The 12,373-nt window shown below is 61.4% G+C and carries 13 protein-coding genes; 11 read left to right on the top strand and 2 right to left on the bottom strand.

Annotated features, from left to right (window positions below; all coding sequences use genetic code 11):
• Position 1 precedes the first annotated feature (1 nt).
• Positions 2-940, top strand: coding sequence for an IS110 family RNA-guided transposase (locus CIW50_RS04770; protein ID WP_149530065.1), 939 nt, complete (start codon positions 2-4; stop codon positions 938-940).
• A gap of 54 nt (positions 941-994) precedes the next feature.
• Here CIW50_RS04770 and CIW50_RS04765 read toward each other — a convergent pair whose 3' ends face one another.
• Positions 995-1,471 (bottom strand): hypothetical protein, encoded by a 477-nt coding sequence (locus CIW50_RS04765; protein ID WP_149530064.1) that lies wholly within the window; start codon positions 1,469-1,471, stop codon positions 995-997.
• A 195-nt stretch (positions 1,472-1,666) separates the two neighbouring features.
• Here CIW50_RS04765 and CIW50_RS04760 point away from each other — a divergent pair, with 195 nt between their 5' ends.
• From CIW50_RS04760 to CIW50_RS04750, 3 genes are all read left to right on the top strand, one after another.
• On the top strand, positions 1,667-1,969 hold the full coding sequence (locus tag CIW50_RS04760) for a hypothetical protein (RefSeq protein ID WP_172980216.1): 303 nt from the start codon (positions 1,667-1,669) through the stop codon (positions 1,967-1,969).
• A 183-nt stretch (positions 1,970-2,152) separates the two neighbouring features.
• Positions 2,153-3,400: a bifunctional glutamate N-acetyltransferase/amino-acid acetyltransferase ArgJ gene (gene argJ, locus CIW50_RS04755; RefSeq protein WP_149530063.1), complete on the top strand. Its 1,248-nt coding sequence runs from the start codon at positions 2,153-2,155 to the stop codon at positions 3,398-3,400.
• Positions 3,397-3,795, top strand: a complete 399-nt coding sequence (locus tag CIW50_RS04750; protein ID WP_149530062.1) for a (deoxy)nucleoside triphosphate pyrophosphohydrolase — start codon at positions 3,397-3,399, stop codon at positions 3,793-3,795. The genes argJ and CIW50_RS04750 overlap by 4 nt, the downstream gene beginning before the upstream one ends.
• On the opposite strand, the gene CIW50_RS04745 is transcribed toward CIW50_RS04750, so the two are convergent.
• Positions 3,792-4,640: a methyltransferase domain-containing protein gene (locus tag CIW50_RS04745; protein ID WP_149530061.1), complete on the bottom strand. Its 849-nt coding sequence runs from the start codon at positions 4,638-4,640 to the stop codon at positions 3,792-3,794. The genes CIW50_RS04750 and CIW50_RS04745 overlap by 4 nt on opposite strands.
• Before the next feature lie 77 nt (positions 4,641-4,717).
• On the opposite strand from CIW50_RS04745, the gene CIW50_RS04740 reads away from it, so the two are divergent.
• The 7 genes from CIW50_RS04740 to CIW50_RS04710 all read left to right on the top strand — a co-directional run bounded on the left by CIW50_RS04740 (position 4,718) and on the right by CIW50_RS04710 (position 12,317).
• Complete coding sequence (locus CIW50_RS04740) at positions 4,718-5,527, top strand: ComF family protein (protein WP_149530060.1); 810 nt, start codon at positions 4,718-4,720, stop codon at positions 5,525-5,527.
• A gap of 30 nt (positions 5,528-5,557) precedes the next feature.
• On the top strand, positions 5,558-5,833 hold the full coding sequence (grxC, locus tag CIW50_RS04735) for a glutaredoxin 3 (RefSeq protein WP_149530059.1): 276 nt from the start codon (positions 5,558-5,560) through the stop codon (positions 5,831-5,833).
• Positions 5,830-6,729: a carbon-nitrogen hydrolase family protein gene (locus CIW50_RS04730; protein WP_149530058.1), complete on the top strand. Its 900-nt coding sequence runs from the start codon at positions 5,830-5,832 to the stop codon at positions 6,727-6,729. Before grxC ends, CIW50_RS04730 begins: the two co-directional genes overlap by 4 nt.
• Positions 6,726-7,196, top strand: coding sequence for a DUF1178 family protein (locus CIW50_RS04725; protein WP_149530057.1), 471 nt, complete (start codon positions 6,726-6,728; stop codon positions 7,194-7,196). The genes CIW50_RS04730 and CIW50_RS04725 overlap by 4 nt, the downstream gene beginning before the upstream one ends.
• A gap of 348 nt (positions 7,197-7,544) precedes the next feature.
• The gene (locus CIW50_RS04720) at positions 7,545-9,488 is read left to right on the top strand and encodes a PrkA family serine protein kinase (protein ID WP_149530056.1); all 1,944 of its coding nucleotides are present in this window, start codon (positions 7,545-7,547) and stop codon (positions 9,486-9,488) included.
• A 25-nt stretch (positions 9,489-9,513) separates the two neighbouring features.
• On the top strand, positions 9,514-10,785 hold the full coding sequence (locus tag CIW50_RS04715; RefSeq protein ID WP_172980236.1) for a YeaH/YhbH family protein: 1,272 nt from the start codon (positions 9,514-9,516) through the stop codon (positions 10,783-10,785).
• Positions 10,782-12,317: a SpoVR family protein gene (locus CIW50_RS04710; RefSeq protein WP_149530054.1), complete on the top strand. Its 1,536-nt coding sequence runs from the start codon at positions 10,782-10,784 to the stop codon at positions 12,315-12,317. Before CIW50_RS04715 ends, CIW50_RS04710 begins: the two co-directional genes overlap by 4 nt.
• Positions 12,318-12,373: the final 56 nt, after the last annotated feature.

Here is a 12,373-nt window from a genome sequence, read left to right as displayed (position 1 = left end):
GATGGACGCGATTTATGTTGGCATCGATGTATCGAAGGATCGGCTGGACGTGGCGGTGCGTCCATCTGGTCAGAGCTTCGCGGTTGGCCGCCACGGGGCCGGCATCGACGAGCTTATCGAACGGCTGAAGACGGTCTCTCCGCAACGCGTGGCCGTCGAGGCCACGGGTGGCTTCGAGACGGTCGTGGCGGCAGGCCTGGCTGGCGCGGGACTGCCGGTGGTGGTGGTCAATCCGGCGCAGGTGCGCGCCTTTGCCAATGCGCTTGGCAAGCGGGCCAAGACCGATCCGATCGACGCCATGGTGATCGCGCATTTTGCCGAGGCGACCAAGCCGCAGTTGCGTGAACTGCCCGACGAGATGACGCGCCTGCTCGCCGACCTCGTCGCGCGCCGGCGCCAGATCGTCGAGATGATCGCTGCGGAAAGCCAACGCGCCCGCCGCGTCAGCAATCCGCGCCTGAAGAAGAGCATCGCGCGGTTGCACAAGGCGCTGGAGAAAGAGTTGTCCGAACTGGACGGCGATATCGGCGATCACGTGCGGGGGTCACCGGTGTGGGCTGAGAAAGAGGACCTGCTGGCGTCAGTGCCCGGCGTCGGGCCGGTCATCGCACGCAGCCTGATTGCCGAACTGCCGGAGCTGGGCACGCTTGATCGCCGCCAGATCGCAGCGCTCGTGGGTCTGGCGCCATGGACCCGGCAGTCCGGTCAATGGCGCGGCAAGAGCTTCATCGGCGGCGGAAGAGCAAGCGTCCGCGGCGTGCTGTTCATGGGCGCCATGGTCGCCGCACGCTTCAATCCAACACTCAAAGCTTTCCGCGACAGGCTCGTCGCTGCCGGCAAGCCAAAGCTCGTGGCCATCATCGCCGTCGCACGCAAGTTGCTAACGATCCTCAACGCCATCCTCCGGGACAAAACGACATGGCAACCCAAAAACGCTTGACCCGAAAGACAGTCGCTCCCCACGCAAGCGCGGGGGAGGGAAAAGGGAGACCGTCTATTCGAACTTCATATCGATACAGCGCGACACGTCCGAGCCGAGTCCCGACGGAATCGTGACACAGCCGCGGACTTTCTGCTGGGTATTGTCGCTCACCCACATGGCAAAGCCGCCGTTGCCGAAGAACGAATTGGTATTCGGCGGTTCGGTCTCGGTCGCATCGAACGAATAGGTGGAGTCGGTGTCAAACACGCGCGGCTTCTTCACGCAGGAGCCGTCGCTCTGCACATTGATGACTTCCTTGGCGTCGCGCGTCATCGACAACGACACAGAGCAACGGAAATATTCGGAGGTCTTGGCGTTGAACAGGTAAGCATAGGAACGGCAGGTGGCCGTGCTCAGCTTGCCGGCGCTAAGGCCACGGCTGCAGGAAATACGCTGGTTATGGCTGAGCTTGTAGTCATCCGCCGCAGCAAGACCGGGCGCCAATACCACCGCGCCCACAACCAAAAGGCTCTTCACGATCGTTCGCATTGTCGAATCATCCCCATCGCCGCATTCAACCTGGACCGGCTTAGCCCGAATGCGGAAGATAGTCGCCCGGCGGGACCTGCAAAATAACAAACTCTTTCGCGACCGCATTGACGGACTATCGCCGTTCGTGATTTGTTCAAGCCTGCCGCACCGTCGCGATGCATGTTTCAAAAAACACTTTTCGGAGAACTGGCGATGACCGCTCGCGCTTTTACGATGCTGTGCGCCACCGCGCTGGTGACATCGGCCCTTGCGGGTCCGGCCTTGGCTCAGGCACCCACCCCCTGGGTCCTCGCTCCGGACATGGGCTATGGTTACGACGCCTCCGGCAAGACCTTCGCGTACAAGATGGGCACCAGCAATGCCAAGTTCCTGCTGAACGGCGCCAAGAAAGTGCCGAAGAACACGCTGTTTTTCATCGGCGAGAATGGCCAGCTCTATATGCGCAGCGGTCCGTTTCTTGAAGAGAACGGCAAGTTCAAGTTCGGCCCGGGCTAGAGCACGATCCCGAAAAGTGGGTAGCGGTTTTCGGATCAGGTCATGACCGAGTAAATAAAAGTCCTCCGCATGACGGAGACATGACACTGGCCACCGACGCCATCTGATCATGAAGCCCTCTCCCACCACGGTGGCAGAGGTGATACAGAGCGCTTCATCTTTTTACGAAAGCTGAAAGCACTCATGGCCAAGCCATCTCCCATCTCCCCCCTCGCCCCGACCAACGTTCCCGAGCTGCCCGCCATCGCAGGCGTGCGCCTCGCCACGGCCGCCGCCGGGATCCGCTACAAGGGCCGCACCGATGTGCTGCTCGCGGTGATGGACAAGGGCACGACGGCGGCCGGCGTGTTCACCAAATCGAAGTGCCCGTCGGCACCCGTCGAATGGTGCCGCGCAGTGCTGAAGGGCGGCAAGGCGCAGGCGCTGGTGGTCAATTCCGGCAATGCCAACGCCTTCACCGGCAAGACCGGCAAGACCTCGACCAAACTCACCGGCGACATCGCGTCCAAGGCTGTGGGCTGCAAGCCGAACGAGATCTTCCTGGCCTCGACCGGCGTGATCGGCGAACCACTCGACGCAACCAAGTTCAACGGCGTGCTCGCCACGCTGGCGGAAAGCGCCGGTCCCGATGGCTGGATGGACGCCGCCAAGGCGATCATGACCACCGACACCTTCCCGAAGGTCGCCACCGCCACCGTGAAACTCGGCAAGGCCAAGGTCACCATCAACGGCATGGCGAAGGGCGCCGGCATGATCGCGCCGGACATGGCGACCATGCTCTCGTTCATCTTCACCGATGCGCCGATCAGTGCGCCCGCATTGCAGGCACTGCTGAAGGCCGGCGTGGAAGATTCGTTCAACGCCGTGACCATCGATGGTGACACCTCGACCTCGGACACGCTCTTGATGTTCGCGACCGGAGCGGCAGCCGCACAGGGCGCACCGAAGATCACCAAGGCGAGCGACATCAGGTTGAAGCCCTTCGTGAAGGCGCTGAACGTCATTCTCAACGACCTCGCCGAACAGGTCGCACGCGACGGCGAAGGCGCCCGCAAGCTGGTGGAAGTCGTCGTCGAAGGCGCGACAACCAAGGCCTCGGCACGCAAGATCGCCATGTCGATTGCCAACTCACCGCTGGTGAAGACGGCGATCGCCGGCGAAGACGCCAATTGGGGCCGCGTGGTGATGGCCGTCGGCAAGGCCGGCGAGCCCGCCAACCGCGACAAGCTCTCTATCTCCTTCAACGGCATCCGCGTCGCCAAACTGGGTGCGCGCGATCCATCCTATGACGAGACTGAAGTATCCAACGCGATGAAGAATCCGAAGGTGCAGATCAAGGTCACGCTCGGCCTCGGCAAGGGGCGCGACCGCGTGCTGACCTGCGACCTCACCAAGGAATATGTCGCCATCAACGGCGACTACCGGTCGTGAAACTCGTCCTCGTCGTCGCCTGTGCATTGATCGATCCCGACGGCCGCGTGTTGCTCGCACAGCGGCCGGAGGGCAAGACGCTGGCCGGTCTCTGGGAATTTCCCGGCGGCAAGCTTGAGCCCGGCGAACGGCCCGAAGCGGCGCTGATCCGCGAACTCGATGAAGAACTCGGGATCACCGTGAAGGAGGCCTGCCTCGCGCCGCTGACCTTCGCCAGCCACGCCTATGAGGATTTTCACCTGTTGATGCCGCTCTATATCTGCCGGCGCTGGGAAGGCCTCGCGATGTCCAGGGAAGGCCAGAACCTTGCCTGGGTGCGGCCGAACAAGTTGCGCGACTATCCGATGCCGGCTGCGGATATCCCGCTGATCCCGCATCTGATCGATCTGCTCTAGGGCTTCAGCCCCTTCACAGCATCCGCGAGACTCGCTTTCGCCGAGCCAGGCTTCAATGGCTTTTGCTGGCTCTCATGCGGCGCCCAGCCGGACAGCCAGATGACGTCGAAGGTCGCGCGGATGCGGCCGTCGGGATCGGCGAAACGCTCGCTGTAGATCTGCGCCATCCGCAGCAGTGTCGCGCGGCGGAGCGGCGCCCGGCGGCGCTCGACCAGCACATTGGTGGCACCCATCCTGCGCAGATCCTGCATCAGACCGAAGGCGCTGTCATAGCGCACCACGACGCGATCGACATCGGTCACCGGTAGCGCAAATCCCGCGCGCTGCAGAAGCGCACCGACATCGCGCAGATCGGCCGACGGCGCGACACGCGGCGAGATCCCGCCTTCGAGCTCGGCTTCGGCGGCGGCAAACGATTGTCGCAGTTCGGTCAGCGTATCGCCGCCAAGCATCGCCGCCAGCAGCAGACCATCCGGCTTCAGCGCACGGCGAACCTGCGCCATCACGCCCGGCAGATCGTTGACGAAGTGCAACCCGAGCGCCGAGACGACGAGGTCGAGTGACGCCGGCGCGAGACCAAGGCCATCGCTCTCGACGTCGGGCACGTCGACATGCGCGAAATGGCCGACACGCCCGGCCACAACATCGCGCAAACGATTGCCCGGCGTTGCCACATCGACGGCATTGTCGAACTGGCGCAGCACCGCCTGCAATCGCTCGTCCATGTCGGCGACAACACGATCCAGCAGAAAGGTCTCGACACCCAATTTTGACGCGCGCGCCTGCCGCGCCCGCAGCAGCGCGCGGTCGAACAGGATCGGTGCAGTATTGGAGGTCTGAGCCATGCGGCTTGGTACGCCGAAGACCCGGGATCTGGCAATCGCGCTTGAGATCAACGCAAGAGGGCTCTAGCCTTCAACCTATGGACGCAGAGGCGACAGTGTCGTGGTCCCTCCCCGCGCAATTGCGCGGCGCGCTGAAGCTTTGCCGCTCTGCATGGACGCAGACCGCCCGTCTTGCGCTCGACATCGCTCTGCCGACGCTCTGCGTCGCCTGCCGGGAACCCGTCGCCGGCGAAGGCGTCTGCGCGGGCTGCTGGGGCAAGTTGTCCTTCATCGCGCCGCCGTTCTGCAGCCGGCTTGGCATTCCGTTCGTCTACGATCCCGGCCCGGGAATCCTGTCGATGCAGGCGATCGCCGATCCGCCGGCCTATCACCGCGCCCGCGCAGCCGTGCGCTACGACGATGTCGCCCGGGCGCTGGTGCATCAGTTGAAATATCATGACCGGACTGACCTCGCGCCAACCATGGGCCGCTGGATGGCGCGTGCGGGGAAGGAATTGCTCGCGGATGCCGATCTTCTGGTGCCGGTGCCGCTGCATTGGCGGCGCGGCTTCAGCCGGCGCTTCAACCAGTCCGGCGCGCTGGCGCGGGCAATCGGCCGGCAGAGCGGCGTTGCGATATCCCGCGACGCCTTGCGGCGAATACGCCCGACCGAACACCAGATCGGCCTGTCGCGGGCCGAGCGTGCCAGTAATGTCCAGGGCGCCTTCAAGGTCCCGCCCGAACGCCGCGCTGAAATCCAGGGCCGCCGCGTCATTCTGGTTGACGACGTACTGACCTCCGGCGCCACGACGGACGCCTGCGCACAGGCGCTGCTGCGCGCCAAGGCCGCCCAGGTCGATGTGCTGGTCTTCGCGCGGGTTGTGGAGGCCCACAAGGTCCCCATATAATCAGGCACTTCCCTGCAACTGGAGCACCCGATGGCTGCCGCGATTGAAATCTACACCCGCCCCGGCTGCGGCTATTGCAGCGCCGCGATCTCGCTGCTCCAGCGCAAGAAGGCGGCTTTCACCCATTTCGACACGGCAACCGATCCGAACCTGCGCCAGGAAATGTTCGACCGGACCTACCCCGGCGCCACCTTCCCGCAGATCTTCATCGACGGCACCCTGATCGGCGGCTGCGACGATCTCTATGCATTGGACCGCGAAGGCAAACTCGACACCATGATTGCAGGCGAAAAGGCCACCTCATGAGCCAGGTATCCCCGGCCTCCGAGCCCCAGACCTTCACCGCCGCCATGGTGCAGATGCGTACCGGCCTGCTGCCGGAGCCGAGCCTCGAACAGGGTCGGCATCTGATCCGCGAAGCCGCACTCGCCGGCGCCGACTATGTGCTCACACCGGAAGTGAGCAACATGATGCAGCTCAATCGCACCGCACTGTTCGAGCATTTGCGCCCGGAGGAAGACGATCTTTCCCTCAAGGCCTATCGTGCACTGGCCGCAGAGCTGAAAATCTATCTGCATGTGGGATCGCTGGCCGTGCTGGCCAACCCGGAACGCGCCGCTAATCGCTCGTTCCTGATCGGACCGGACGGCAATGTCCTGGCGAGCTATGACAAGATCCATATGTTCGACATCGACCTGCCGAACGGCGAGAGCTATCGCGAATCCGCGAATTATCAGCCGGGCGAGACCGCCGTCATCTCCGACCTTCCCTGGGGGCGCATTGGCCTGACCATCTGCTACGATGTGCGCTTCCCGGCGCTGTACCGCGCACTGGCCGAAAGCGGCGCGTCGTTCCTGACGGTGCCCTCAGCCTTCACACAGAAGACTGGCGAAGCCCATTGGCACACGCTGCTGCGCGCCCGCGCTATCGAGACCGGCTGCTTCGTATTTGCGGCCGCGCAAGGCGGCGTGCATGAGAACAAGCGCGCGACTTATGGCCACTCTCTGATTATCGACCCGTGGGGCGTGGTTCTCGCCGAGGCGACCGGCGTCGAGCCGGGCTTCATTCTGGCCAAGATCGATCCTGCGAAGGTGACGGAAGCGCGCAACACCGTGCCGTCACTACAGCATGGCCGTCGCTTCAGCGTCAGCGATCCCAAGTCAGGTCCGGACTATCTGCATCTCGTCCGGGAAGCGACATGATCCGTTACAATTTGCGCTGCGAGAAGGGACACGCTTTCGAAAGCTGGTTCCAGAGCTCTGGTGCGTACGACTCCCAGGTGAAGCGCAAGCTGGTGAACTGCCCGAATTGCGGATCGGTGAAGGTCGAGAAGGCCATTATGGCCCCGCGCATCGTGGGCAATAGCAAGAATCGCCTGGCCCCCGCGGAGGCCCCCGCCCCTGACGCGGGTTCCGAGACCACAGCCCCGCTGATGATGGCGCCACAGGAAGCCGAGTTGCGCGCCAAGCTGAAAGAACTGCGCGATCACGTCACCAAAAACGCGGACAATGTCGGTGAAAGCTTTCCGACCGAAGCCCGCAAGATGCATTATGGGGACATCGAACATCGTCCGATCTACGGCGAAGCGACGCCGGATGAAGCACGGTCGCTGATCGATGAAGGTATCGAGGTGACTCCGCTGCCTGTCCTGCCCGGCGATCGGAACTGAGCGCAACCTCCGCCCACCAGCATTCTTGTGCGCGTTTCGACTCATCCAAACTGCGCCGTCGGTACATGATTCCGAAAGCTTCCAACATACGGCAACTTTGTGGCGCGCGAGTCACAGATGCCGACAATCGCTCAGATAGCCCTTGAGACATGGCGAAACTCGCCTAACTTATATGCATGTGCCTTAATATGAGTCGCGCGATGCACTCAGATCGCATTGCGCGATTTCGGACCTGGATGTGTCCTGAAGGCTAAGTGCTGATGTTGAGTCGCGATCGGAAGACGCGTTCCGTTACCACGCTAGGAGTAGCGCGACCAATAGGACGGCCGACCAGCAAGGAGAGGGATCATGTACAACGATTCTCTGTTCAATGCGTTCGCTCGAACTTACGAAGCCCGAAGTCAGACCGACATGTCGATGTCCGAGTATCTGGAATCCTGCAGAGGAGACCCGATGCGATATGCCAACGCGGCGGAACGCCTGCTGGCGGCGATCGGCGAGCCTCAAATGATAGATACGGCCAAGGATCCACGCCTTGGCCGTATTTTTTTGAATCGTACCATCCGTAGCTATCCAGCCTTTGCCGGCTTTCACGGCATGGAAGATACGATCGAACGCATCGTCGCCTTCTTCCGCCATGCGGCGCAGGGCCTCGAAGAGCGCAAGCAGATTCTCTATCTGCTCGGCCCGGTCGGCGGCGGCAAATCATCGCTTGCCGAACGCCTCAAGGCTCTGATGGAAGTCCATCCTATTTATGTGTTGAAAGCTGGCGACGAGCTCAGCCCGGTCTATGAAAGCCCGCTCAGCCTGTTCGATCCTGACACGCTCGGCCCGATGATCGAAGAGAAGTACGGCATTCCGCGCCGACGGCTTACGGGTCTCATGAGTCCATGGTGCTACAAGCGACTCGAAGCTTTCGGCGGCGACATCTCGCAATTCCGAGTCGCCCGCATCCAGCCGTCGCGGTTGCGCCAGATTGCCATCGCCAAGACCGAACCCGGCGATGAGAACAACCAGGACATTTCCTCGCTGGTCGGCAAGGTGGATATCCGCAAGCTCGAAATCTTCGCCCAGAACGATCCCGACGCCTACAGCTACTCCGGCGGCCTCAACCGCGCCAATCAGGGCGTGCTTGAATTCGTCGAAATGTTCAAGGCGCCGATCAAGATGCTGCATCCGTTGCTGACGGCGACGCAGGAAGGCAACTATATCGGCACCGAAAATATCGGTGCAATTCCGTTCACTGGCGTGATTCTCGCCCACTCCAACGAGTCCGAGTGGCAGAGTTTCAAGGCCAACAAGAACAACGAAGCCTTCATCGATCGTATCTGCGTCATCAAGGTGCCGTACTGCCTGCGCGTCACCGAAGAACAGAAGATCTACGAGAAGCTCATTCAGGGTTCCGAACTCGCCACCGCACCTTGCGCTCCGGCGACGCTGGAAACCCTGGCGCGCTTCTCCGTGATGTCGCGGCTGCGTAAGCACGAAAACTCGACCACCTTCGCCAAAATGCGGGTCTACGACGGCGAAAGCCTGAAAGAGTCTGACCCGAAAGCCCGCAGCGTTCAGGAATACAAAGACGCCGCCGGTGTTGATGAGGGCATGGACGGTGCATCGACGCGCTTCGCGTTCAAAGTTTTGGCCGCGACCTACAATCACGACACGTCGGAGATTGGGGCAGATCCCGTTCACCTGATGTATACGCTGGAGCAGGCGATCCGCAGGGAGCAGATGCCTGATGAAGTCGAAAAACGTTACCTCGAATTCATCAAGGCCGAACTGGTGCCGCGTTATGCGGAGTTCATTGGTCACGAAATCCAGAAAGCCTATCTGGAATCCTATTCGGACTACGGCCAGAACCTGTTCGATCGTTACGTCGACTATGCCGATGCCTGGATCGAGGATCAGGACTTCAAGGATCCTGACACCGGACAATTGCTCGATCGTGAATTGCTCAATCAGGAACTGAGCAAGATCGAAAAGCCGGCCGGAATCGCCAACCCCAAGGACTTCCGCAACGAAGTCGTGAAGTTCTCGCTTCGCTCGCGGGCACAGAACGGTGGAAAGAATCCGACCTGGACGAGTTATGAGAAGATCAGGGAAGTCATCGAAAAGCGCATCTTCTCTCAAGTTGAAGATCTGCTTCCGGTGATTTCCTTCGGATCGAAGAAGGACGGCGAGACCGAGAAAAAGCACGACGACTTCGTCGCGCGGATGGTTGATCGCGGCTACACCGAGCGCCAGGTTCGCCGTCTCGTCGAATGGTATATGCGCGTGAAACAGGCCGGCTGACGCAAGGAGCCAACATAACGTGGCCATGCATATCGTCGATAGACGCCTGAACCCGAGCAGCAAGAGTCTTGAGAACCGCCAGCGGTTCTTGCGGCGCGCGAAAGCTCTGGTTCAGGGAGCCGTCAAGAAAGCCTCCCAGGACCGCGACATCAAAGACGTCCTGGAAGGTGGCGAAGTGTCCATCCCGCTCGACGGGATGAGCGAGCCCCGGTTTTATCGCGAAGGCGGGATTCGCGACCGGGTGTTGCCCGGCAACGTGAAATTTGTGGAAGGTGATTACCTTCAGCGACCGCAATCGAAGAGCGGCAGATCGAATGATGCCGGTGAAGGCGACGGCGAGGATGCGTTCCGATTTGTGCTCAGCCGGGATGAATTCGTCGACATGTTCCTCGACGACCTGGAACTGCCGGATCTTTCCAAGCGCAAGCTGGCCGAAGTCGAGAATGAAGGCCTGCGCCGCGCCGGATATACGACGTCAGGCTCGCCTGCCAATATCTCGGTCAGCCGCACCGTGCGCTTGGCCATGGCCCGACGCGTCGCATTGCAACGCCCGCGGCCTGAAACCATCGCGCAACTGGAAGCCGAACTCGAGCATTGCAGTGACGAGCGCCGCCCCGAATTGCTGGCAGAAATCGAGCGGCTGAAATCCAAGATGCGGCGGATTCCCTTCATCGATCCCATCGATATCCGCTATCGCCGCTTCGAGACCGTGCCAAAGCCGGTGGCGCAGGCAGTGATGTTCTGCCTGATGGACGTCTCCGGCTCGATGTCCGAGCACATGAAGGATCTCGCCAAGCGGTTCTACATGCTGCTCTATGTCTTCCTGACACGTCGCTATCGCAAGGTCGAGATCGTCTTCATCCGTCACACCGACCGTGCCGAGGAAGTCGACGAGCAGACCTTCTTCCACGGCCCCGCATCGGGCGGCACGCTGGTTTCCAGCGCACTGCAGGCCATGCATGAGATCGTGCAGTCACGCTATCGCCCCGCCGACTGGAATATCTATGCCGCACAGGCCTCGGACGGCGACAACTCCTATGCCGATGGCGATCTCTCCGGCCGCCTGCTCAAGGACATGATCCTGCCGGTGACGCAATTCTTTGCCTATCTGGAAGTGGGCGAATCCGGCAGCCATCCGTTCGAAATGTCGGAATCCTCACTGTGGACGCTGTATCAGCGGCTGCGCGCGGAAGGTGCACCGCTGTCGATGCGCAAGGTCAACGACCGCAGCGAGATCTTTCCGGTGTTCCACGACCTGTTTCAGCGTCGCCAGGCCAAGGAGAGGGTGGCTCCATGACAGACCGTCTCTACGAAGGCGCGGACTGGGACTTCACCACATTGCAGCGCATCCACGATGCCTGCGAGGAGATTGCCGAAAAGGAGCTCGGCCTCAACGTCTACCCGAACCAGATCGAAGTCATCACCGCCGAACAGATGCTGGATGCTTACTCGTCCGTAGGCATGCCGCTGTATTACAAGCACTGGTCGTTCGGCAAACAATTCGCCCATCAGGAAGCCTCCTATCGCAAGGGCCTGATGGGCTTGGCCTATGAGATCGTCATCAACTCGTCGCCATGCATTTCCTACCTGATGGAGGAAAACACGGCGACCATGCAGACGCTGGTCATTGCCCACGCCGCTTTCGGTCATAATCACTTCTTCAAGAACAATTATTTGTTCAAGCAGTGGACTGACGCCGACGGCATCCTCGATTATCTCGATTTCGCCAAGGGCTATGTGGCGCAGTGCGAAGAAAGGTATGGCCGGGCAGCAGTGGAGCAGACACTCGATGCCGCGCACGCGCTGATGTCGCACGGCGTCGATCGCTATCCCGGCAAGAAATCGCTGGATCTGCGGGCCGAGGAAAAGCGCGCCCGGGAACGCCGCAACCACGAAGAAACATCGTTCAACGATCTATGGCGCACGGTGCCAACGGGGCCAACGAAGAGCGCGTCATTGCTCAGCGTGGAGCGCCGGCGTGCCCTGCTCGGCCTTCCGCAAGAGAATCTGCTATACTTCCTGGAAAAGGCGGCGCCCCGCTTGCAGACCTGGCAACGTGAACTGCTGCGCATCGTCCGGAATATCTCGCAGTATTTCTATCCACAGGGCCAGACCAAGGTGATGAATGAGGGTACGGCGACATACGTGCACTATCGCATCATGACCCGACTGCATCAGACCGGTCAGATATCGGACGGCAACTTCCTGGAATTCCTGCAATCGCACACCAATGTCGTGTTCCAGCCAAATTACGACGACCGGCGCTTCTCTGGCTTCAACCCCTATGCGCTCGGCTTCGCCATGATGCAGGACATCGAAAAAATCGTCACCGATCCAACCGACGAGGACCGCGCGTGGTTTCCCGATATCGCAGGCAAAGGCGATGCGATGGCGGTCCTACGCGATATCTGGGCGAACTACCGCGATGAGAGCTTCGTCAGCCAGTTCCTTAGCCCGCGACTGATGCGCCACATGCGGATGTTCCACCTGCATGACGATCCGGCCGTGTCGGAAGGCATCCGTGTCGACGCCATCCATGACGAGCGTGGCTACCGTCGCGTCCGACGTGTGCTGGCGCGTCAGTACGACGTCGGCTTGATCGACGCTAATATCGAAGTGGTGGATGTCGACCTCGCCGGCGATCGCCGGCTGATGCTGAAGCATTCGGTGCTCAATGGCGCCCTGCTCAACGAAGCCGACGCCAAGCGGGTGCTGCAACATCTCGCCGATCTCTGGAGCTACGACGTCTCGCTCGCCGAGGTCGACGCCTCCGGCCTGGTGCTCAAGGAACACGTCGCCCACCCCCGCGTGATGGCCGCAGCGGCCTGATCGATTTCCCCGTTTCCTCCCGCAAACTCCCCCGCCCGGCTTCTCGCCGGGTGGGG

The organism is Tardiphaga sp. P9-11 (genome assembly GCF_008329525.1).
In the GTDB taxonomy this organism is placed as follows: domain Bacteria; phylum Pseudomonadota; class Alphaproteobacteria; order Rhizobiales; family Xanthobacteraceae; genus Tardiphaga.
The sequence above is the reverse complement of the archived record's forward strand: the minus strand, read 5'-3'. Positions and strand labels throughout refer to the sequence as shown.